The following is a 22,356-nucleotide window of genomic DNA, read 5'->3' as shown; positions in this document are numbered from 1 at the left end:
AGGCAGCTGACTTCAGTCAGCTGCCTTTTCCTGTTGTATCAGAATGCATACGTCTTTCAATCAACCTAAGACGAACAAATAGGACGATGGCACCTGCGGCAAGCCCAGTAATCAGCCCAACCCAATAACCAAACGCTCCAAATGAGGTATACGTGCCAATCAGGTAGCCAGCTGGAAGGCCGATGACCCAGTAAGAGACAAACGCAGCAATCAGTGTGTAATTCACATCTTTATAGCCGCGCAGAGCCCCCTGAATGGGTGCAGCGATCGCATCTGACAGCTGGAAAAAGATCGCATACATCAAAAAGTGCTGTGTCATTTGTAAAACAGCTGATTCAGTTGTATATAAACCAGCGATCTCAGGTCTAAATAACAAGATGAGTGCTGCAGTACATAATGAGAACAAAACAGCTGTTGCAATGCCAATATAGCTGTAGCTTTTTGCGTCTTTATACCGCATGGCACCGGCTTCAAAACCTACAACAATCGTTAAAGCAATTGAGATACTAAGCGGCAGGATATATAAAATAGAAGCAAAGTTCATCGCTGCTTGGTGACTGGCGATTGTCACGGTATCAAAGTGACCCATTAAGAGCGTGACAGCTGCAAAAATACTTGTTTCAAAAAAGATCGCAAACCCAATAGGGATACCGATTTTCAGTATTTGACCCATTCGGGAGACGTTAAAACGAGGTAATGTCTGAAACAACCGAAAGGATGCAAACGGTTCGGCTTTGATGACAATACAAATACTCATGATGAAAATCGCCCAATACGTCAGCGCAGATGCAAGACCAGCCCCTGCACCGCCAAGCTTTGGAAACCCAAAGTTTCCAAAAATAAAGAGATAATTTAAAACAAAATTAATAGGAAGTGCGGTTAACGTAATGAACATCGTCACACGTGTTTTTCCTAATGCATCAATGAACGATCTCATGACTGAATAACCAAAAAGAGGGATGATCCCAATAGCAAGGAAGCTGAGAAAATGACGGGCAATAGTTTCTACGGATGGTTCAAGCCCAAGTCTCCCTAAAATAAAAGGAACACACAACGATCCAATAACAATCACCACGATACTTAAAAGAAAAGATAAATAAATGGCCTGGAAGACTGCACGAGGAACGTCTTCCCTGCGGCCGCCACCCATCAGCTGAGCCACAATAGGGGTAACAGCCATTAAAATGCCAGCGAGGCCAGTATAAACAGGTGTCCAAATGCTCGAACCGATCGCAACACCTGCTAGGTCTTCTGCACTCACTTTTCCAGACATCACCGTGTCTAAAAATGTGATGAGCGAAAGACCTGCTTGTGTAATTAAAATCGGAATCAATATGGTTAAAAATTGTGACAGCTTTGCTCGAATACTATTCGTTTCTCTCATCATAAGTTCCTCTCTGAACAGAAATAACGAGAGGAATTATATCATGCTATGTAAAAAAATCAATTCTCCGTCGGATTATTTTTCTTTGAGGGCTTCGTTTTTTTGAACATTTGGGCATAAATAAAAGAAAGACTGACAACACCTAAAATGCTGCAAGCATATTGAATCACTTTTTGAATGGTCATATTGAATTCACCTCCATACAAATAGAATGTGCACAATTTGTTATTTTATGACACAAGCGAAAGAAGGAGGGACATGGTGAGATGATCAATCGCACAAATGAAGAAGCGATGTTTAAGTTAGAAATGAAATCTCATTTAACGCAAATTATGATGGATGCAAGGAAAATCGTCGATTCGCTTGACCAGACGGAACAATGCCTTCTTTGTGAACTCGAATCATTGCATGATCAGTTTAATGAAATGCATGCAGAGGCTTCCTCATTTTATTTACAAGCATATATGGAAGAATTCACACCAGGTTTTGCTCAATTTTCTTTAGCCATTGAGAACTTATCAAAACAAAAGCATGGCGCACTGATTGTGATTCAAAGGAGAGATGAGGTGGAGGATTATATACAAAAAGGGACAAACCTCCATGCGAAAATTAGCGCATCATTAATAGAAAGCATTTTCTATCCTGGAAACCCACTTCATGATGGTGCCCTTTTAGTAAAAGAAAACACGCTTGTTTCCGCTGCAAACGTCCTACCGCTCACCTCAAAAAAAGTCAGCCCTTCTCTAGGAACAAGACACCGGGCAGCCATTGGACTTTCTGGCATGACTGATGCCCTTGTTCTTGTGGTATCAGAAGAAACAGGGAAAATGTCGTTTGCGAAAGAAGGCGTCCTCTATCCGTTAACTGTAAAAGACCAAGAAATCAGAAAGTAAACATGAACACAGCATTCTTCTTTGGGAAGGGTGCTTTTTTTATTGAGGAGAAAAAACAGGCAATTAAGTAAAAAGTCATTTGATACAGAAAAATTTGTCATGTAGAATAGAACTATGAAACTAGCAACGTGCTTGTTTTGACAAATTTCTAAACGTCAACTTAAAAATTCCTTAAAAATTGTTTATAAATACAGCAAACAGCCGATAGAAACGATATGGCTTTGTTTTAGCATTTTGAGTTTGTTGCTCTAACCTATTTAGTATTGCCCAACGTCTTCATGTCGAGTAATATAATAGAAATAAAGATAAAATAGTGCAAGAGAAGCAGAACCATTAAATGCTAAACTCAAAACTAGTACATAAGTCTTATGGAACGAAATCATGAAAGGCGGAGATTTATCTATGAAGAAAAAAGTAGTAACCGGCCTCACAGTTTCAGCGATCGCGGGCTCAGCTGTTATTGCTGCACCGGCAGAAGCACAGACGATCAAGGTGAAAAGCGGTGACTCACTTTGGAAGATTGCCGAACAGTACAACACAAGTATTTCGGAACTTCAATCTCTTAATCAATTAAAAACGACGATGATTTTTGCAGGACAAAGCTTAAAGATTCCTGGTGCAAAAAGTTCAAAATCCAGCTCATCAACAAGTTCAAAAGCAACGAAATCAAGTGCTTCAACAACATCTAGCTATACAGTCAAGCTTGGGGATTCATTATGGCTGATTGCGAAGAATCACAAAATGTCAGTTGCAAGTTTGAAAAGTTTGAACAGCTTAAACAGTGACCTCATTCGTCCTGGACAAAAGCTGAAAGTGTCTGGAACGACGAAAACGAGCGGCAGCCAGTCCTCAAATTCAAACTCAACATCTAATTCCAGCTCAAGTAACAAATCAACGAATTCTAATAGTTCATCATCAGCATCTAGTACATATAAAGTAAAATTAGGCGATTCACTTTGGAAAATTGCCAATTCGTTAAACATGTCGATTGGTGAAATTAAAACATTGAACTCGCTAAAATCTGATATGATTTATCCAAATCAAGTATTGAAGGTAAAAGGAACGGTGACGTCAAAACCAAGTCAGCCGAAAGCACCTGCTCAACCTAGCACGCCTTCAAACAGCAATCAGTCTTCAAGTAGTAAAACAACATCTTATACGGTTAAATCAGGTGATTCATTATGGAAAATTGCGAATCAGTTTAAGGTGCAGGTTCAATCAATCCGCACAGCAAACAGCTTGAAAAGTGATGTGCTGAGAATTGGACAAGTATTAAAAATCAACGGAACAGCTTCCGGTTCAACTGGATCTAATGGTTCTACGTCAAACGGTGCAACAACACCGGTCAACAATAATAAAACTGACGTTCCAATGAATGCAAAAATCACGACAATGATTCAAGAAGGTAAAAAACTCACAGGCATTCCTTACAGATGGGGTGGCAATACACCAGCTGGATTTGATTGTAGCGGCTTTGTTTACTATCTCATTAATAAGGTTTCATCAGTATCTAGATTGAGTACAGCAGGATACTGGAATATGATGACGCCTGTCAGCACACCACAAGTTGGAGATTTTGTTTATTTCACAACGTACAAAGCAGGTCCTTCTCATATGGGACTATACCTAGGTGGAGGAGATTTCCTTCATGCAAGTGACAGCGGAGTAGGAATTTCAAACTTAAGCAATCCTTATTGGAAAAAAGCCTACCTAGGCGCAAAACGTTTCTTCTAAAAAAGCCGATTTTCGGCTTTTTTTGTTTGCCCGTTGCTGTGATTGTCCATACTGATATCAAAAGGGGGCAGTCATAAATGAAAAAGTCAGTATGGATGATCATGATATGTTTGATCTTTACCGCATCAGCATGTCATGCACCGCCGAAAAAAGAAACGACAGAAGAAACAAGAGAAGTTGCCGCACCTAAACAAGCACCAGTCACAACGTCACTCATAAACGAAAGCGGGCAAAAAATAGGGAGCATTGAAATAAGAGAGTCCTCAGAAAATGGGCTGGATCTGCATGTGAAAGCGAAAGGACTGCCACCAGGTCCTCACGGCTTTCATATTCATGAAACAGGAATATGTGAAACGCCAGATTTTGAAACAGCAGGTGCACATTTTAATCCGACCCATAGAGAGCATGGCTTCGACAACCCAAAAGGGCATCATGCTGGAGATATGCCTAATTTAGAGGTAGGGGCAGATGGACAAATTGATGTTGTCGTGAATGTACCAGATGTGACGTTAAAGGGAGGCCCAAATCAATTAATCGATCAAAACGGGCGAAGTTTCATCATCCATGCAGAAGCAGATGATTACTTAAGCAACCCTTCTGGCAACTCAGGGAAACGCATTGCTTGCGGAGCCATCACAAAAGAAATGGTAAAATAACAGAAGACGAACCTTTATGTATTGAGTGCATAAAGGTTTTTTTAGTATACTTGGTGAGGAAAATGATCGAAGAGAGGAATTAATCATATATGTTTAACCAACCATCACTCCCAGAAGAAATTCAAGCAATGATCGAAGCAAAAGGAAAAGTTCTCGAAGAAGAATTTCGTCCGCTTATCGGAACAGGCGGCTATGAATCACAAGATACGTCTATTATTCAAGATGCCATGATTGCACTTGCCCTAGGAAAAAATGTTCTGTTAAAAGGACCGACGGGCTCAGGTAAAACCAAACTAGCAGAAACTTTATCCGCTTTCTTTCAACAGCCGATGCACAGTGTAAACTGCTCAGTTGACCTTGATGCAGAAAGTCTTATTGGCTATAAAACCATCCATAATGATGGACAAGTTGCTTCTATAGAATTCATTGAAGGACCCGTTACAAAAGCAATGAAAAAAGGACACCTTTTATATATTGATGAAATCAACATGGCAAAACCAGAAACACTGCCTATTTTAAACGGTGTGCTTGATTACAGAAAAATGATGACAAACCCATTTACAGGTGAAGTCGTTAGAGCAGAAGAAGGTTTTGGCGTGATTGCAGCAATCAATGAGGGATATGTGGGGACAGTGCCGCTCAATGAAGCGCTGAAAAACCGTTTTGTCGTCATTGAAGTTCCTTACATTGGCGGTGGCATTTTAAAAGAAGTACTGCACACTCAGTCCGTATTAAAGGATGAGCGGTTAATCGATCAATTCGTACAGCTCTCATCAGATCTCATCGTCCAAGCACACAATGGACAGGTCAGTGAAGAAGCCGCATCCATTCGCGCACTGTTAGATACATGTGATCTTGCGCAATATATTCCGCCGCTTCGTGCAATTGAACGAGGAATTGTAGAGAAGCTAGAAGATGACCGGGAAAAAGCAGCGGTAAGAAATATCGCTCAAACATTATTCGAGTGAGGTTCTGACTTTTGAAATTCATCAAATTTAATGACAGCAGAATCGATTCATTTCTATTTATGGAATTAACGGATTTAGCCAAAACACTTGCCAAAAGTGATGATGTGGAGCTTGAATACGGTGTTCAATCGTACTATGAACCGTTTGAAAAGAAAATTTTCATCAGCCATTTTTGGGATGATCGTCATGAAGAGGATATGATGGCAGGCCTAAAAAGTGATGTGTTTCTGCGAGCAGTAGGGACAGTGTATAGCGATCTTACAGTGTTTGAAGACATCATTTCCTATGCCCACACATTATCCATTCCTGATGTGTGCAAACAATTGTTTATGCTGTTTGAAGATATCCGCATTGAAGAGCGGATTAAACGTGACCGCCCAGGAACAAAAAAGGTATTTAAACGGAGAAGAGAGCTTTACAGACGTCACTTTAAAACACAATTAACGATTAACCAAGAGCGCAGTATTTTAACAGATGCACTCTTTTGTGCGATATACGTGAAGCTGACAGCCGAATCTCCGCTTGAAGAAATTCCACCCCTTCATGAGCGGATAGATCCAATGATTCCGTTTATTGAGTCGAGTCTTGAACGTGTATATGACGCACGCTCGACATCTGATATCGCCACTATTGTGAAGGAATTGACAGAAGGCTTCGATGAGCTCCTTGAAAAGGATATGCTGAATACATACTTCTTCTTCCCAGAATTGGACTATGAAAAAGCGGCAAAAGAACCGCTTTTCCATGACCTCAAAAGAAAGCCTAAATTAAGTGAGGATATAAAAGTCGATCGGGAAAAAGAGGGGGATGAAGACATCCATAATGAATATATGGAAGTATGGCATAGAGAAACAGAAGCACCATCTAAAAGTTTCCTTCAATTTGATTTAGAACACGGTGGTAAAAGCGATCTCGGTAAAGATGCGGCAAGAGAAGGTGACGATGGAGATCAGGCGCTTGGAACGGTTCAAGGTTCAGCCAAACAAACCCATCGAAAAGACTATTCAAAGCTTGAAGCACTAGAAGAGGCAGAAGGAGAAGAAAGCGGGGCAGATGCGCATGAGAATGGAAAAGAAAACAAATATGCATTTCCAGTCATGATTTCACCAGAACCTCCTTCACCAGAGCAAATAGATGTGTACAAGCAGCACGCAAAGGCAATCGAACCTTATCAGAAACGCTTAAAACAAATGATTCAAAAAACACTTGAGCATAAAAAAACATGGCCAAAAACAGATCTTCATGCAGGACGTCTCAGTAAAAAGCTCATTCGTTATTTTACAGAGTCTAACCCTCGACTATTTTATAAAAAACAAGCGCCATCTTCTCAAATTGATGCTGTGTTCACTTTATTAGTTGACTGTTCTGCAAGTATGTTTGACAAGATGGATGAGACAAAAAAAGGGATTGTTCTGTTTCATGAAGCTTTAAAATCAGTGCAGGTACCTCATCAAATTGTAGGGTTCTGGGAAGATACAAATGACGCAACTGAAACAAGTCAGCCGAACTACTTTAACACCGTCGTATCGTTCAAAGATTCCTTATTTGACGCAGGACCATCCATTATGTCACTTGAGCCAGAAGAGGATAACCGGGATGGATATGCGATTCGCCAAATGACAAAAATGATTTTAAAACGAAGAGAAGAGCAAAAGTTCCTCATTGTTTTCTCAGACGGAGAGCCGGCTGCATTCAGCTACGAACAAAATGGGATCGTGGATACACATGAAGCGGTTCTCGAAGCGAGAAAAAAGGGAATTGAAGTGATCAATGTGTTTTTATCCAATTCTCCGATTGAAGAGGCGCAGATGAAAACGATCCAAGATATGTATGGCAAGTTCAGCATTTTTGTACCGGATGTCGATACATTGCCAGATGTGCTATATCCATTACTCAAGAAATTGCTGCATAAAAGCATTGGGGCATAAGGTTTTGCCCCTTTCTTTAAAATATTTTTCGGAATGATTTAAATTTTTTGTTTTTCTTTGAATTTTTTATCTTTAATTGAACAAAGAATGTAGAAAGTAATCCGAAACAGTGGTAGAATATGATTGGAAGCGTTTTATTACATAAATTTGGTCATTGTGTTCTGGAAGTTATATCGAGATAGTGTTCAATCACTTGATGATCAAAGTTGGGGGTAGTGTTCAAAATGTTTCAAAATGATGTGAAACAACCGTTGAGTTGGGAAGAATTTCATGGTCCGAACCTCGGCTACGTGCTCGAGCTCTACGATCAATATGTCCAGGATCCTACTAGTGTTGATGAAGACATAAGAGGCATATTTGATGAACTTGGTGCACCACCGAGTGAAATGAAGGAGGAAATTGGGAAAAAAGAAAATAGCGTAGTTACTTCTGAACAAATCCAAAAGATAGCATCAGTCGTTAAACTGGCAGAAGACATCAGAACGTATGGCCATTTAAATGCTTCCGTCAATCCTCTTCGCAAAGAAAAGGAATTACAAGAGCTGTTTCCATTAAAGGAATACGGTTTAACTGAAGAAGACGTTAAGAATATTCCAATATCAATTATTAGTCCAGATGCACCTAAACACATTTCAAACGGCATAGAAGCCATTAACCATTTGAGAAATACGTATAAGCGTACCATTTCATTTGAGTTTGATCACGTACATGACTTCGAAGAGCGCAACTGGCTCTCTAAATCTATTGAGTCTGGCGAATTATTTAAGAAAAAACCAGCAGATAAACTAGTTTCTGTACTCAAAAGATTAACAGAAGTCGAGCAATTTGAGCAGTTCCTTCATAAAACATTTGTTGGACAAAAGCGTTTTTCTATAGAAGGATTAGACGCACTTGTTCCAGTACTTGATGAAATTATATCCGAGTCTGTTACACAAGGGACTTCAAATATTAACATTGGAATGGCACATAGAGGCCGTTTAAATGTATTAGCACATGTGTTAGGAAAGCCATATGAGATCATTTTCTCAGAATTCCAGCATGCGCCTAATAAAGAGCTTGTACCATCAGAAGGCTCTATCGGCATCAGCTACGGATGGACAGGGGATGTAAAATATCATCTCGGTGCTGACCGCCAAATCAAAGATGAAGATACAAAGAGTGCAAGAGTCACACTTGCCAATAACCCAAGTCACTTGGAATTTATTGATCCGATTATTGAAGGAAGCACTCGTGCTGCTCAAGAATCGCGTACTCAAAAAGGCTATCCAGTTCAAGACGTTGAAAAAGCGTTAGCCATCTTAATTCATGGGGATGCTGCATTTCCTGGAGAGGGAATTGTCGCAGAAACATTAAATTTAAGTCAATTAGTCGGCTATCAAGTGGGGGGAACGATCCATATCATTGCCAACAATATGATTGGATTTACCACAGAAAGCAATGAATCTCGTTCAACGAAATACGCTAGTGACCTTGCAAAAGGTTTCGAGATTCCAATTGTTCACGTCAATGCAGACGATCCAGAAGCTTGTTTAGCAGCTGTTCAGCTGGCGGTAGAATACCGTAAACGGTTTAAAAAGGATTTCTTAATTGACTTGATTGGCTACCGCAGATATGGCCATAACGAAATGGATGAGCCTTCTACTACTCAGCCAATGCTGTACGATGCGGTCAGAAAGCACAAAACGGTCAAGAATATCTTCGCAGATAAGCTTGTCACTGAGGGCCTTCTGTCAAAAGAACAAAGAGAAGAAATTGAGCAGGCTGTCACGGCAAAAATTGAAGAAGCTTATAAAAAAGTACCTTCAAAGAAAGAACATACGATTCAAGAAATCGAACTGCCAGAGCCTGTATCTAACGGCTTCCCTGCAGTTGATACATCTGTAGAGTTTGATGTATTAAGAAAGCTGAATGAAGAATTAATTAGCTGGCCGAAAGACTTCCAAGTATTCGGTAAGCTAAAGCGGATCCTTGAAAAACGTGCAAAAGTGTTTACAGATGATCGCAAAGTGGAATGGTCACTTGGTGAAGCACTGGCATTTGCATCTATATTAAAAGACGGTACGCCGATTCGAATGACCGGACAGGATTCTGAGCGAGGCACATTTGCTCAAAGAAACCTTGTTCTTCACGACAGTCAAACGGGTGATGAATTCATTGCTCTTCATGAACTGAGTGATGCAAATGCATCATTTACAGTCCATAATAGTCCACTGTCAGAAGGCTCTGTCATCGGGTTTGAATATGGTTATAATGTCTATTCTCCTGAAACATTAGTGATTTGGGAAGCTCAATTTGGAGACTTCGCAAATGCGGCTCAAGTGTATTTTGATCAATTTATTTCAGCAGGCCGCGCCAAGTGGGGACAAAAGTCAGGGCTTGTGATGCTCTTGCCACATGGATATGAAGGACAAGGTCCAGAACATTCTAGTGGAAGAACAGAACGTTTCTTGCAATCAGCTGCTGAGAATAACTGGACAGTTGCGAACCTGACAAGTGCAGCTCAATACTTCCATATTCTTAGAAGACAGGCGAAAATGCTGCTTCGTGAAGAGATTCGTCCTCTTGTCATCATGACACCGAAGAGTCTGCTTCGTAACCCGAACACATTATCCGAAGTCCAAGAACTAACAGATGGACAGTTCCGTCCAGTTCTTGAACAGCCGGGCCTTGTGCATGATCATGAAAAAGTAACACGCCTTGTGCTATCGAGCGGGAAGGTATCGATCGATATTAGTGATCGTTTTACTCAAATGGAAGACTCAAAAGATTGGCTTCATATTGCGAGAGTGGAACAATTATATCCATTCCCAGCCAAAGATATTAAAGCCATTTTATCAAAACTGTCGAACTTAGAAGAAATCGTATGGGTGCAAGAAGAACCGCAAAATATGGGCGCTTGGGGATATATTGAGCCATATTTACGTGAAATTGCATCTGAAAAAGTAAAAGTACGTTACATCGGCCGCAGAAGACGTTCAAGTACGGCTGAGGGTGATCCAACTGTTCATAAAAAAGAACAAGAACGAATTGTATCTGATAGCTTGACTCGCAAAAACTAAGGGGGAAATGAAAAATGGCGGAAATTAAAGTACCTGAACTAGCGGAATCAATCTCGGAAGGAACAATTGCTCAGTGGCTAAAACAGCCGGGCGATTATGTTGAGCAGGGGGAATACCTGTTAGAACTTGAAACAGATAAAGTCAATGTCGAATTGACAGCTGAAGAATCTGGTGTTCTAAAAGAAGTACTGAAAGATTCTGGTGACACTGTCCAAGTTGGAGAAGTCATCGGAACGATTGCAGCAGGTGAAGCTGGCGGAAGCGAGTCCGCAGCTCCAGCACCTGAGCAAGATTCTGCACCAGCTTCGAAAGAAGAACCAGCAGCTGAACAAAAAGAAGAGGCAGCAAAAGAAGAGCCGAAATCTGGTAATGGCAGAACGATCGCTTCTCCAGCAGCTAGAAAACTAGCAAGAGAGAAGGGGTTAGACTTATCTGAGATTCCAACCGCAGATCCGCTGGGCAGGGTACGAAAGCAGGATGTAGCTTCTTACCAAAAGAATGAAGCTCCTGCAAGTGCACCGAAAGCCGCGCCAAAAGCAAATGCTGCGGTGCAAAATGATCAAGCAGGGAAACCAGTTGAGCGTGAAAAAATGTCACGCCGCAGACAAACCATTGCAAAACGTTTAGTTGAAGTTCAACAAACGGCAGCGATGCTGACAACATTTAATGAAGTCGATATGACAGCTGTCATGGATCTAAGAAAGCGTCGCAAAGATGCCTTCCTTGAACAAAACGATGTGAAACTGGGCTTCATGTCCTTCTTCACAAAAGCAGTGGTAGCAGCACTTAAAAAATATCCACTTCTCAACGCAGAAATTCAAGGTGATGAGCTTGTCATTAAAAAATTCTATGACATCGGTATTGCTGTAGCCGCCAATGAAGGGCTTGTGGTACCAGTTGTCCGTGATGCAGACAGACTATCGTTTGCTGGAATTGAAAAAGAAATCGGTCATCTTGCGAAAAAAGCAAGAGATAACAAATTATCGCTCAATGAATTACAAGGTGGATCATTCACGATCACAAACGGAGGAACATTTGGTTCTCTGCTTTCAACACCAATTTTAAACAGTCCTCAAGTTGGAATTTTAGGTATGCATAAAATTCAACTTCGTCCTGTTGCAATTGATGAAGAACGCTTTGAAAACCGTCCAATGATGTATTTAGCTCTTTCATACGACCACCGTATTGTCGATGGTAAAGAAGCTGTTGGGTTCCTTGTCACGATTAAAAATCTACTTGAAGATCCTGAACAGCTATTGCTTGAAGGATAATCGAAAGAAAAAGCTAGTACCCTCATCGGTACTAGCTTTTTTGGTCTTTATTTTCTGGGTAGCCTCTTTTTGACCAAAATGTTGCCAGCCAAGAGCCAGATAAATTATGCCATACGCTAAAAATGGCACTGGGAACGGCGGCAAGTGGAGAAAAATGTGCGGTCGCAAGGGCTGCGCCAAGTCCAGAATTTTGCATCCCTACTTCTATTGAAATTGCTCGTTGAGAAGGAATGTCCATTTTACACCATTTTGCAATGAGGTAACCCAATAATAGACCAAGAGCATTATGTAAAACAACAACGGCAAAAATAAGCAGTCCAGATTGCAGAATCTGTTCTTTATTTGCGCTGACAACAGCTGCAATGATGGCGACAATGCCAGTAACAGATACAAGTGGAAGTGCTTGTACAGCATACGTCACTTGTTTTTTAAAAAACAATTTGACGATGACACCTAAAATAATCGGAATTAAGACAACTTGGACAATCGACAAAAACAAAGCACCCGGTGATACAGATAACCAAGATTTTGCAAAAATATAAATAAAAACAGGGGTCAAAATGGGAGCAAGTAGTGTCGAGATCGTTGTCACGGCAAGGGATAAGGCCGTATTTCCTTTCGCCAAAAAGGTCATTACATTGGATGCAGTCCCGCCTGGACAGCAGCCGACGAGAATGACACCAACAGCGATTTCAGAAGGCAAATGTAACCCATAGGCCAATAAAAATGCTATGAGTGGCATCAGTGTATACTGCGCTAAAACCCCGATCAATACATAAAGAGGCTTTCTAAAAAGCTCTTTAAAATCTTCAGAAGACAGCGTGAGCCCCATGCCAAACATAATAATGCCCAGTAAAAAAGGGATATAAGGTCCAATCAAAGAAAATGCCGCAGGAAAAGTAAAACCTAGACAAGCAAAGACAATGACCCATATAGCGAATGTTCTTCCTGCAAAGTGACTAATGTGTAAAAGGGTGTTCATACTATCTTTCAACTCTCTTTCTTTTCATATCTTTTCTATTTTAAATGAATTTTCTGAAAAAACAACCTATGATTTTGCAAGAGGTGTTCATAATATTATTATGTAAACTAATAAAAACCCACATAGTAAATGAACTATGTGGAGTATGTGATCAAAAAGGTGTCCATTTCACTTGTTGAGCCTGTTTTAGTCTTGCTTCTGGCTCACGCCAGTCAACGACATTCCACCACCGGTCTACATATTGCGCCTTTTCATTTCGATATTGGAGGTAATAGGCATGCTCCCACACATCAAGAGCAAGAAGGGGGATGATGTCCCATTGTGAGAGGAACTGATGGCGCTCTGCTTGTAAAATGTCTAAACGCTGAGATCGAGGGGACCATACAAGAATCGCCCATCCGACACCTTCTACTTGTTTGGCAGCAGCTGAAAAATGTGACTTGAACGCCTCATAGCTGCCAAATGATTGATCAATGAGACGAAGCATTTGACCAGTAGGTTTTCTTTTCCCTGAAGGACTCATGGAAAACCAAAAGATACAATGCAAATAATGTCCTGCCCCATGAAAGGCAAGCTCACGTTCCCAATGCTTGATCATCGTAAAGTCGTTGGTTCTTCTTGCTTTTTTTAGCGCAAGTTCAGCTTGATTTAGCCCATCAACATAAGTTTGATGATGCTTTTGATGGTGCAAGTACATAATTTCTTTTGAAATATAAGGTTCGAGCGCGTCATACCGATAAGGCAGTGGTGGTAACTGATGATTTCCAGCTGCTACATCGCGCACTTCTTCGTGTGGCTGCATGTCTTCTGCAATCCTTTCGGCTAGTTCGTACCATTCTTGTTCACTCGAATGGTCATCCTCCATTTTGAGTCGTAAATGTTCCACTTTTCGATGAATTTTATCATCTTGCCACACATGTTGAATCGTGCTAAGCCACTCTTTGAGCTGTGAGCGATATTCTTCTTTATTCATGTATACGCCTCATTTCCTCTAAAAATGTAGAACAAGCCATCATCGGAAACACAAATGGGTAGCTATGATAGGTGATGTAAAATTGTTTTGGCAGTCCAATGCCGACCGGATAGTACATGGCTTCTTCAGTATGGTGATGGTTCACTAAAAAGGAGACAGCTTTCAAAATGGCTGCGTTATTTGCTTTCTCATATTGGAGGAGCGCCTCTGTCGCCCATGCGGTTTGAACCACTGTGCCAAAGGGAAGCGGGACATAGGTTTTCAGTTCTGCACTTTTACACGATTCTCCGAAACTGCCATCTTCAAGCTGAATCTGCTTTAGGAAACGGCACGCTTTTTGCACAGCAGGGTGTGAGGAGGGAATGCCAGCCGCTTTCAGTCCTGTTAACGCTGCCCAAGTTCCATAAATATAACAAACACCCCATCTGCCAAACCATGATCCGTTTTTCTCTTGGTGGTCAATGAGCCATTTTACACATCGATCTTTTTGCCTGACAATCGTGGGTGAAGCAGTATCTTTTTCTTCTAAACCAATCAAATGGAGCACACGGCCAGTAATATCAGGAGTTGACGGGTCAATCGCCGCATCCTCCGCAGATTCAAGCGGAAGGTGACGAAGCAGAAAGTGATCTTGATTTTTTTCGAAAGCAGAAAAGCCGCCATTGCGGTTTTGCATGGAGAGAAGCCAGTCATATCCTCGTTTCCACTGAAGTGGAGCGTATTCTTTTGGGATCGCTTTTAACACAATTTGCGTGTCATCACAATCAGGATTATTCGTATTGATATGTGAGAAACCAAAGCCCCCGGGAGCAGCATGACGGTTATGAACTGCCCAATCCGCTTTCTTCATTTGCTGCCGGTCCAGCAAATAGGTGAAGGAATTCATGATCATGGGATCTTTTCGTTTTCTTCCTGCTCTTTGAGAAGCGTAACTGACAAGCGCTGTATCCCACACAGTCGAGGTGGAATTCTCAGCATATATCTTGCCTTGACAGGAGGTGACGAGCTTTTTCATACCTCTGACTGCTTTTTGGATGAGATGATGCCCAGGGGAGTACCCAAGGCTCATGAGGGCATAGACCATAAAGATGGTTGCACTTAAGTAACTGTACAGCGTTCCATCTTTTTCAAGACGATCAAACATGTATCGCTTTGCCGCTTCATATCCGAAAAAGTCGAGCCGGCTGTCGAGGGCTGTATATGACCGCATATACATGAGGAAGTGATCAGTCGAACGTTCTTCTCTTGCCATAAACCAGTCAAATGGATTTTTAGACATGTTTTCATCAAGATGGGCTAATGATGGAAACGCAGCATGAGAGGTATACCGTTTGTTCAGTGCGATCATCATGGGTACAAAATGAATCCTTGCATAGGCACTAAGGTGGTAGAAGTGTAGCGGAAAAGACGTAGGGATGAGTAAAAAGGAAAGAGGTGCATAGAAGTAGGGCCAAGGGTGCATGCCATTTACGGCAAGCATCCACTTTGTCATAAAATGAACGTTCTTTAGTCCACCTTTTGAGCGAATATATTGTGCTGCTTTTTCCATATGGGGCTCGTCTTTTTGAAATCTGCCAGATGCGAGCATGCCGCAATAACCTTGTACTGTAGCTGTGAGATGTCCCGACTGGTCATGATACAAAGAAAAGGAACCATCTTCATTTTGTTTGGCATGTATTGCTTCGGCCAATTGATGGATCAATTGCTGATCGGGGTCACCAACGGCTTTTAACAGCATAATGAAAAAAGAATTTGTCATCATAGGTCCTTCAAAGCAGAAAACAAATGCGCCATCTTCTCTTTGTCTGCGTTCTACCTGCATGTGCAGTTCATCGATATATTCGTTGACTCTCGTTTTTAAATCTTGCATTCGGCCATGCTCCTTTCCTTTATCACTATATTCAGGAGTCGGCCTGTCACATGACAGCACAAAAAAAGCCGATGACATCGTCACCGGCTTTCTTAAATGATTAGTCTTGCAGATTAATCCACACGCTTTTGACTTCTGTATAGTTGTTTAGGGCATATGATCCCATTTCTCTGCCAAGGCCTGACTGTTTATATCCGCCAAACGGGGAGGCGGCATCAAAGACATTATAGCAGTTGACCCAAATGGTTCCTGCTTCTAGGCGTGCAGCGATATCGTGGGCATGCTTTAAGTTTTCTGTCCAAAGTCCTGCCGCTAACCCATAGTCAGATTGATTGGCCCGTTCGACCACTTCATCAATGGAATCGTAAGGAATCGCAGATAGAACTGGACCGAAGATCTCTTCTTTTGCGATTGTCATTTCATCTTCTACATCTCTAAAGACAGTAGGGGAGACGAAATAGCCTGCTTCATAAGGGCAGTCACCACCGACTACGGCTGTTGCACCTTCTGACTTCCCTTTTTCGATATAACCTAACACACGTTCATGCTGCTCTTTACTCACTAGAGGCCCAATCTGGGTATCATGATGAAGACCAGCTCCTTGTTTTAAGGATGTCGCATATTTAGCCATTTGATCGACGACTTCATCATATTGGCTCCGGTGCACAAAGACCCTTGATCCTGCACAGCACACTTGACCTTGGTTAAACATCACGCCGTTTAATGCACCTGGAATGGCTTTCTTTAAATCGGCATCTGGTAAAATAATATTCGGCGATTTTCCGCCAAGCTCTAAAGTAACACGCTTGATGGATTTGGCTGCTTTCTCCATGATCAATTTTCCAACACTTGTTGATCCAGTGAAAGCCAGCTTATTGACATCAGGGTGATTGGTTAATGCTTCACCGGCTGTTTCACCAAATCCAGGAACGATGTTAATCACGCCTTCTGGGAATCCGGCTTTATCCACTAATTCAGCTAAATATAAAGCAGATAGCGGTGTTTGTTCGGCTGGTTTTAAAACGATGGTGCAGCCTGTTGCTAGTGCAGCACCCATTTTCCACATGGCCATGAGCAGCGGGAAGTTCCAAGGAATGATTTGTCCCACAACGCCAACAGGCTCATGGCGAGTATAATTAAAATATCCCTGGCTGACAGGAAGGGTTTGTCCAGTCATTTTTGTGGTCCACCCTGCATAATAGCGCATGTGCTCAATGGCAAGAGGGATATCCGCATTGGTTGTTTCATTAATTGGTTTTCCATTATCAAGTGTTTCCAGCTGAGCTAGTTCTTCTTGGTGTTCTTCCATTAAATCTGCCAGCTTAAACATCAAGCGGGCACGTTCGGCTGCAGACATAGAACGCCAAGGTCCATGGAACGCCTTTTTAGCAGCTTTTACTGCCTCATCAATGTCGGCTGCACCTGCTTCATATACCTCAATAAGGGTTTCTCCTGTGGCAGGGTTAGGTGTAGAGAATGTTTTGTTATCATGACTTGTGACAAACTGACCGTTAATGTAGAGTTTTTTCGTCCCTTGGAGAAAAGATTCGAGTTTTGAACTGATTTGAAGTGTTGTAGAGCTCATAAATAAACAAACCTCCTTAAAGATATGGGTTGTTCTGCGAGTTCTAGGTGGAAAAAGTGGACATGAAGCCATTTGTATACGCACACACATGTAAACGTATACATTTATCATATTACACGACATCTTTGAAAGCAATCGATAACACTCATTGCATTTCACGAAAAATTGGCTACAATAAATGTATAGATGAAAAAAGGAGTTTTTAAATCATGATCCATCAAAACTGGCAAACGGCTGAAACGGTAAAACAAGTAAAATGTGTACATACAAATGCAAAAAAATATATGGTTGACCGGGCATTAACGGTTGGACACACATATGATGTGAAAAATGAAACAGAGGAATTTCTCTTTGTCGTTGATAATACGGGTAAAGTAGGCGGGTATTACAAAGAGTATTTCGAAGACAATTCTGCTGAATGATTTTGAGGTTCATCACTCATACTAAGAAAAACAGTAAAGGGTGATGATGATGAAAAAGCAGCAGCAAGAAGAGCAGAAACATCAAAATGCTTGGCATGACAATGAAGATGCTGAAATGGCGATTACACTTGAGCAAATTTCTGATGTGTACGCCGAAGGAACGATTGATACCCCGAAAGATGAATAGTCATTTAAAACAGTGATTTTACATAATCACTGTTTTTTTATGGTCCCATAACGAATGATTTCTTGAAAAAAACTGAAACTTTTTTCCTGCTTTCATAGTCTAAACAAGTAGAGGAAAGAGCATCGGATCAAAAAGAAAAAGTTAAATGAAATTTAATCTATTCGTAATGGAATAACGACGATTTATAGCGTATTCTATAAGTGAGAATAAAACGTACCCACAGAGCCGTGTGGCCGTTTTGTCATAAAGGAATTTGATGCAGGAAGAGGGGGTTTACGTGGGTATTTTTTCTGTCAGTAAACAAAATGATCATAAAAAATTCGAATCCTTATTAATTGAAGGAGAAAGAATTGAGGCTGTTTACAGACTGCGTCACGACCAAATTTGTTTCACCAATAAACGACTGATCTTTGGCGATAACCGCGTATTTTCTAAAAAGAAAGTCAGGGTCTCCTTGCCGTATCGATCAATTGAAAGTTTTGCCATTCAAGAAGCTGGCGTGTTTGATCAGGACACTGGTATGCTGCTTGTTACAAGCTCAAAAGTATTTGAACTCGATTTTTCTAAAGATACAGATTTGAGTGACGTGCAGGCCATTTTAACAAAACATCTTTGCTGATCAACGATGCGATTACATAGATCACATGCACTTTTCTCATTCTTTGTTCTTATTTTTATCTATCGCACATCTCTTGAGCTTTTCCCACTACAGTGGGGAAGGCTTTTTTCTATTCATGTGTTTGAATCACATCAAAAAAGGATAAAGATGAAACAGATACAGAAAGGAGAATGAACAATGAAAGTATTAGTTGCTGGAGCAAACGGACATACAGGGAGACTTGTCATTCGATATTTAAAAGAAAAAGGACATGAGCCGCTTGCTCTCATTCGAGATGAAAAACAAGCAGATGCGCTAAAAGAACTTGGGGCAGCGCCTGTCATCGGTGATCTTGAAAAGGATGTGACAGATGCTGTGAAGCAAGCAGAAGCTGTCATCTTTGCAGCTGGTTCAGGCTCAAAAACAGGTGCAGATAAAACCATCGCTGTTGATCAAGAGGGGGCAAAACGCCTCGTTGATACAGCCAAAAAAGAAAATATTCAGCATTTTGTGATGCTGAGTTCTTATAATGCCGACGATCCTCATCAAGGAAAAGGACAAGGCAGTATGGAGATTTATTATGAAGCGAAAAGAAAAGCCGATGAACATTTAAAACAGTCTGGTCTTTCTTACACCATTGTGCGGCCAGGAGCACTGCTGCATGAGGAGAAGACAGGGAAAATAGAAGCGGCGGCTCATATTCCAGACGATCGTGACATTGAGATTTCCAGAGAAGATGTAGCCACTGTCTTAGTGGAAAGCTTAACGGAATCCAATGTGAAAAATAAAGCCTTTGACTTAATCAAAGGTGATACACCAGTAGAAGAAGCACTTCGCAATCTTTAAATGAAGAAAGTTGCTGCCAAAGGCGGCGGCTTTTTTGATGTTTTCATTTCGCATGGAGCGGGAAGGTAAAGAGAAAGGAGTGATTGACCGTGAGCTTAACGAAAGAGCAAAAAGCTGATTTATATGAAAGACTTATTCAATTAAAAGAAGATGTGAAAGGATCAAAAAAGAAAGAAGAATCCATGCTGGTCGAATCGAATGAGATTTCAAATGGTGTTGGAAACCATATCGCAGATCACGGAAGCATCTATTTAGATCGTATGACCGAACAGACGCTGGATCAAGTCGATGATCAGCTCGAAGGTGAAATTGATGCGGCGCTTAAGCGGATGGAAGACGGAACATATGGAATTTGTGAAAAAACAGGAAAAGACATTCCATATGAACGTTTGAAAGCAGTACCCTATACTCGTTATTCAATTGATGCAAAGAAAAATGAAGAAACCAATCAAGATCCAAATGAATTTGACCGTTCGTTCTCTGAGCAAATGCGTGATTTAACAAATAGAGAAACAATGGATCAATTACATTCAGATACGTATGAAAGGCTAGAAGAAGAGCAAGATGTTGATGTAGATGAGGAAAAATAACATGATGAGAGGAATTTATGTTTTCTCAACATAATGTTTTTCCCCGTCTACATGGACAAATATCTTGTATACATGAGTATTTTTTTAGAAAAAACATATCTTGAAATTTAATAAACTTTCGTGTAGTATAGTTTAAAGGCTGCGATGCGCGTAATGTTAATTAAGTTTTAACCTTTAAGCTGTAATAGGGAGTTTTATATTGAAGCCGGAATGTCACGCCTCCTTCGAGAGGAAGACAGGAACGTTTCTGCAAACACCCACTTTGAGGAGTGGTGGTTTAAAACTTTCTTACTTAGATTACGGCATCCGCAGCTTTTCCTAGGATGATTCAAGCCATTTTCCATTTTTGGAAAATGGCTTTTTATTTTGTCCAAAATACGATTTTGAACAGACCGAATGTGCATGTACAAATGTATGTTAAAATAGACAAAACAAACGACGGAGAGGGAATTGGATGTTACAACAAGCTGAAGCACTTCTTAAACAATATTATGGCTTTGATGCTTTTAGGCAAGGACAAAAACAAGCCATTGAATCGATTGTGAATAAACGGAAGGATACGGTCTGCATTATGCCGACAGGCGGAGGGAAATCGGTTTGCTACCAGATTCCTGCCCTTATGATGGAAGGAACGACAATCGTTGTATCTCCGCTTATTTCTTTAATGAAAGATCAGGTTGATGCGTTAAATGAGATGGGAATACGATCGTCCTTTTTAAATAGTACACTTTCAGCAGGTGAAATGAATACAAGGCTGAAAAGATGTGAACAGGGGGAGTATGATTTGCTTTATATCACCCCTGAACGCTTACAAAATGAACGTTTTTTTCAGCTGCTTGATCGATTGACGATTCCTTTAATGGCTATTGATGAAGCGCACTGTATATCTGAGTGGGGACATGATTTTAGACCGAGCTATCGCTTTATACAAGAATGTGTAAACAAGCTTTCAAATAGGCCTGTTATTGTAGCATTAACAGCCACTGCTACAAAGAAGGTCCAACAGGATATATGTGAGCAACTTGGCATGGACGAAGAAGAAACAATCTTTACTGGTTTTGCTAGAGAAAATTTGTCTTTTCAAGTGGTGAAAGGGCAAAACAACGACCAATTCATCACACAATATATGAAGAAAAACAGTCTTGAGTCAGGCATTATTTATACAGCCACACGAAAAGAAGCAGATCAAATTTATCATCGTCTAAAAAAGCAAAAGATCAAAGCGGGTGTTTATCACGGAGGATTAGATGATGAAGTCAGAGAAGAACAGCAAAATCTTTTTTTAAATGATGATATTCAAGTAATGGTAGCTACATCTGCATTTGGTATGGGGATTAATAAGTCTAATGTACGTTTTGTCATTCATCATCAAATTCCAAGAGATATTGAAAGTTACTACCAAGAAGCAGGACGTGCCGGGAGAGACGGGCTTGAAAGTGAATGCATTTTGCTGTTTTCACCGCAAGGCGTACGCGTGCAGCGCTTTCTCATTGAACAATCAACAGAAGATGAATTGCGGTATCAGCATGAATTGCTCAAGTTGAGACAAATGGTAGACTACTGTCATACGGAACAGTGCCTTCAGCAATTTGTGATGGATTACTTTGACCAATCATCAAGTGCCCCTTGTCAAAAATGTAGCAACTGTCTAGACGAGAGAGAGCGTGAAGACGTCACGAGAGAAGCACAAATGGTTTTGTCATGTACCGTTAGAATGAACGAACGATTCGGAAAAATGATGATAGCTCAAGTATTAGCCGGCTCTAAAAACAAAAAAGTACTTGATTTTGGTTTCGACCGGCTTCCTACTTATGCTTTAATGAAACAGCATTCAGCCCAACATATTAGTGATTTCATTGAATTTTTAATTACAGAAGAGTATTTACACATGTCTGAAGGAGCTTTTCCAACACTAAAAGTGACACAAAAAGGAAAGAAAGTGCTAGTGGGGCAGGAGACCGTCTATAAAAAGCAGGCGATAAAGGCAGAGGCTATTCAAGAAAATGATGCATTATTTGAGCAGTTAAGAATGGTCAGAATGAAGTTGGCAAGAGAGCAGGGCGTTCCGCCATTTGTTGTCTTTTCTGATCAAACATTGAAGGAAATGTCAGCAGTAGAGCCTAAAACAGAAGAAGAACTTTTAAATATTAAAGGTGTCGGCGCACAAAAAAGAGAGAAATATGGAGATGTTTTTTTAGAAGAAATTCGTTTATTTATAGAAAAAGAGAAAAAATAAAGAGTTTGAAGAAGGAAAATAAATTTTTTTCGTTTCACTTGGACGCGTTTTCATCATGATGATTTCCATCCCTACAAAACCTTGATATGATGCGGAATTGAGCCATTTAGTGGGCTGATTTACCAATGGAGAGAGATGTTTCATGTAAAGGAACTGTAATCTAAAACATATCGT

19 protein-coding genes and 1 other RNA gene are annotated in these 22,356 nt (G+C 40.8%); 14 read left to right on the top strand and 6 right to left on the bottom strand.

Annotated elements, in window-relative coordinates; all coding sequences use genetic code 11:
• Positions 1-16: 16 nt before the first annotated feature.
• Both ACNO7B_RS09655 and ACNO7B_RS09650 read right to left on the bottom strand, forming a co-directional pair.
• On the bottom strand, positions 17-1,384 hold the full coding sequence (locus ACNO7B_RS09655) for an MATE family efflux transporter (protein ID WP_417901466.1): 1,368 nt from the start codon (positions 1,382-1,384) through the stop codon (positions 17-19).
• Positions 1,385-1,443: 59 nt separating this feature from the next.
• Positions 1,444-1,569, bottom strand: a complete 126-nt coding sequence (locus tag ACNO7B_RS09650) for a hypothetical protein (RefSeq protein ID WP_003215647.1) — start codon at positions 1,567-1,569, stop codon at positions 1,444-1,446.
• 81 nt (positions 1,570-1,650) lie between these two features.
• On the opposite strand from ACNO7B_RS09650, the gene cdaS reads away from it, so the two are divergent.
• The 7 genes from cdaS (at position 1,651) to odhB (ending at position 11,893) form a co-directional block, all read left to right on the top strand.
• The gene (gene cdaS / locus ACNO7B_RS09645) at positions 1,651-2,277 is read left to right on the top strand and encodes a sporulation-specific diadenylate cyclase CdaS (RefSeq protein WP_024718575.1); all 627 of its coding nucleotides are present in this window, start codon (positions 1,651-1,653) and stop codon (positions 2,275-2,277) included.
• 402 nt (positions 2,278-2,679) lie between these two features.
• The gene (locus tag ACNO7B_RS09640; protein ID WP_417901465.1) at positions 2,680-4,011 is read left to right on the top strand and encodes a LysM peptidoglycan-binding domain-containing protein; all 1,332 of its coding nucleotides are present in this window, start codon (positions 2,680-2,682) and stop codon (positions 4,009-4,011) included.
• A 77-nt stretch (positions 4,012-4,088) separates the two neighbouring features.
• The gene (locus ACNO7B_RS09635) at positions 4,089-4,667 is read left to right on the top strand and encodes a superoxide dismutase family protein (protein WP_007500730.1); all 579 of its coding nucleotides are present in this window, start codon (positions 4,089-4,091) and stop codon (positions 4,665-4,667) included.
• 89 nt (positions 4,668-4,756) lie between these two features.
• Positions 4,757-5,635, top strand: coding sequence for an ATP-binding protein (locus ACNO7B_RS09630; RefSeq protein ID WP_017367449.1), 879 nt, complete (start codon positions 4,757-4,759; stop codon positions 5,633-5,635).
• A gap of 11 nt (positions 5,636-5,646) precedes the next feature.
• Positions 5,647-7,563 (top strand): vWA domain-containing protein, encoded by a 1,917-nt coding sequence (locus tag ACNO7B_RS09625; RefSeq protein ID WP_417901464.1) that lies wholly within the window; start codon positions 5,647-5,649, stop codon positions 7,561-7,563.
• A 224-nt stretch (positions 7,564-7,787) separates the two neighbouring features.
• On the top strand, positions 7,788-10,622 hold the full coding sequence (gene sucA / locus ACNO7B_RS09620) for a 2-oxoglutarate dehydrogenase E1 component (protein ID WP_035703265.1): 2,835 nt from the start codon (positions 7,788-7,790) through the stop codon (positions 10,620-10,622).
• Between the two features lie 14 nt (positions 10,623-10,636).
• A complete protein-coding gene (odhB, locus tag ACNO7B_RS09615) occupies positions 10,637-11,893 on the top strand; it encodes a 2-oxoglutarate dehydrogenase complex dihydrolipoyllysine-residue succinyltransferase (protein ID WP_007500721.1) in 1,257 nt (418 codons plus the stop codon).
• 31 nt (positions 11,894-11,924) lie between these two features.
• On the opposite strand, the gene ACNO7B_RS09610 is transcribed toward odhB, so the two are convergent.
• The 4 genes from ACNO7B_RS09610 to ACNO7B_RS09595 form a co-directional block, all read right to left on the bottom strand.
• A complete protein-coding gene (locus ACNO7B_RS09610) occupies positions 11,925-12,875 on the bottom strand; it encodes a bile acid:sodium symporter family protein (RefSeq protein WP_041091269.1) in 951 nt (316 codons plus the stop codon).
• Between the two features lie 151 nt (positions 12,876-13,026).
• Positions 13,027-13,848 carry a superoxide dismutase gene (locus ACNO7B_RS09605; RefSeq protein WP_265786182.1) on the bottom strand — a complete coding sequence of 274 codons (822 nt, stop codon included), beginning with the start codon at positions 13,846-13,848 and terminating at the stop codon, positions 13,027-13,029.
• Positions 13,841-15,718 (bottom strand): prenyltransferase/squalene oxidase repeat-containing protein, encoded by a 1,878-nt coding sequence (locus ACNO7B_RS09600; protein WP_417901463.1) that lies wholly within the window; start codon positions 15,716-15,718, stop codon positions 13,841-13,843. Before ACNO7B_RS09600 ends, ACNO7B_RS09605 begins: the two co-directional genes overlap by 8 nt.
• A 100-nt stretch (positions 15,719-15,818) precedes the next feature.
• Entirely contained in the window at positions 15,819-17,303 is a 1,485-nt protein-coding gene (locus ACNO7B_RS09595; protein WP_410685161.1) for an aldehyde dehydrogenase family protein, read from the bottom strand.
• 209 nt (positions 17,304-17,512) lie between these two features.
• Between ACNO7B_RS09595 and ACNO7B_RS09590 the strand changes: the two genes are divergently transcribed.
• The 7 genes from ACNO7B_RS09590 to recQ all read left to right on the top strand — a co-directional run bounded on the left by ACNO7B_RS09590 (position 17,513) and on the right by recQ (position 22,182).
• Positions 17,513-17,725 (top strand): DUF6501 family protein, encoded by a 213-nt coding sequence (locus tag ACNO7B_RS09590; RefSeq protein WP_017367443.1) that lies wholly within the window; start codon positions 17,513-17,515, stop codon positions 17,723-17,725.
• 49 nt (positions 17,726-17,774) lie between these two features.
• Positions 17,775-17,912 (top strand): YozQ family protein, encoded by a 138-nt coding sequence (locus ACNO7B_RS09585; protein ID WP_417901462.1) that lies wholly within the window; start codon positions 17,775-17,777, stop codon positions 17,910-17,912.
• Between the two features lie 277 nt (positions 17,913-18,189).
• Complete coding sequence (locus ACNO7B_RS09580; RefSeq protein ID WP_008346505.1) at positions 18,190-18,531, top strand: PH domain-containing protein; 342 nt, start codon at positions 18,190-18,192, stop codon at positions 18,529-18,531.
• A 177-nt stretch (positions 18,532-18,708) separates the two neighbouring features.
• Positions 18,709-19,356, top strand: a complete 648-nt coding sequence (locus ACNO7B_RS09575) for an SDR family oxidoreductase (protein WP_017367442.1) — start codon at positions 18,709-18,711, stop codon at positions 19,354-19,356.
• Between the two features lie 89 nt (positions 19,357-19,445).
• A complete protein-coding gene (locus ACNO7B_RS09570) occupies positions 19,446-19,946 on the top strand; it encodes a TraR/DksA family transcriptional regulator (protein WP_025207496.1) in 501 nt (166 codons plus the stop codon).
• Positions 19,947-20,079: 133 nt separating this feature from the next.
• Positions 20,080-20,265, top strand: a non-coding RNA gene (gene ssrS, locus ACNO7B_RS09565) — 6S RNA.
• Between the two features lie 135 nt (positions 20,266-20,400).
• Complete coding sequence (gene recQ, locus ACNO7B_RS09560; protein ID WP_138825923.1) at positions 20,401-22,182, top strand: DNA helicase RecQ; 1,782 nt, start codon at positions 20,401-20,403, stop codon at positions 22,180-22,182.
• Positions 22,183-22,356: the final 174 nt, after the last annotated feature.

Origin of the sequence: Bacillus sp. AK25 (genome assembly GCF_048270685.1) — a bacterium.
Lineage (GTDB): Bacteria > Bacillota > Bacilli > Bacillales > Bacillaceae > Bacillus > Bacillus altitudinis.
This window is presented reverse-complemented; position numbering and strand designations above follow the sequence as displayed.

Bases quoted from the DNA above. Each gene is read 5' to 3' on its own strand.
- ACNO7B_RS09655 (WP_417901466.1), bottom strand. From the start codon at position 1,384: ATGAGAGAAACGAATAGTATTCGAGCAAAGCTGTCACAATTTTTAACC.
- ACNO7B_RS09650 (WP_003215647.1), bottom strand. From the start codon at position 1,569: ATGACCATTCAAAAAGTGATTCAATATGCTTGCAGCATTTTAGGTGTT.
- cdaS (WP_024718575.1), top strand. From the start codon at position 1,651: ATGATCAATCGCACAAATGAAGAAGCGATGTTTAAGTTAGAAATGAAA.
- ACNO7B_RS09640 (WP_417901465.1), top strand. From the start codon at position 2,680: ATGAAGAAAAAAGTAGTAACCGGCCTCACAGTTTCAGCGATCGCGGGC.
- ACNO7B_RS09635 (WP_007500730.1), top strand. From the start codon at position 4,089: ATGAAAAAGTCAGTATGGATGATCATGATATGTTTGATCTTTACCGCA.
- ACNO7B_RS09630 (WP_017367449.1), top strand. From the start codon at position 4,757: ATGTTTAACCAACCATCACTCCCAGAAGAAATTCAAGCAATGATCGAA.
- sucA (WP_035703265.1), top strand. From the start codon at position 7,788: ATGTTTCAAAATGATGTGAAACAACCGTTGAGTTGGGAAGAATTTCAT.
- odhB (WP_007500721.1), top strand. From the start codon at position 10,637: ATGGCGGAAATTAAAGTACCTGAACTAGCGGAATCAATCTCGGAAGGA.
- ACNO7B_RS09610 (WP_041091269.1), bottom strand. From the start codon at position 12,875: ATGAACACCCTTTTACACATTAGTCACTTTGCAGGAAGAACATTCGCT.
- ACNO7B_RS09605 (WP_265786182.1), bottom strand. From the start codon at position 13,848: ATGAATAAAGAAGAATATCGCTCACAGCTCAAAGAGTGGCTTAGCACG.
- ACNO7B_RS09600 (WP_417901463.1), bottom strand. From the start codon at position 15,718: ATGCAAGATTTAAAAACGAGAGTCAACGAATATATCGATGAACTGCAC.
- ACNO7B_RS09595 (WP_410685161.1), bottom strand. From the start codon at position 17,303: ATGAGCTCTACAACACTTCAAATCAGTTCAAAACTCGAATCTTTTCTC.
- ACNO7B_RS09590 (WP_017367443.1), top strand. From the start codon at position 17,513: ATGATCCATCAAAACTGGCAAACGGCTGAAACGGTAAAACAAGTAAAA.
- ACNO7B_RS09585 (WP_417901462.1), top strand. From the start codon at position 17,775: ATGAAAAAGCAGCAGCAAGAAGAGCAGAAACATCAAAATGCTTGGCAT.
- ACNO7B_RS09575 (WP_017367442.1), top strand. From the start codon at position 18,709: ATGAAAGTATTAGTTGCTGGAGCAAACGGACATACAGGGAGACTTGTC.
- recQ (WP_138825923.1), top strand. From the start codon at position 20,401: ATGTTACAACAAGCTGAAGCACTTCTTAAACAATATTATGGCTTTGAT.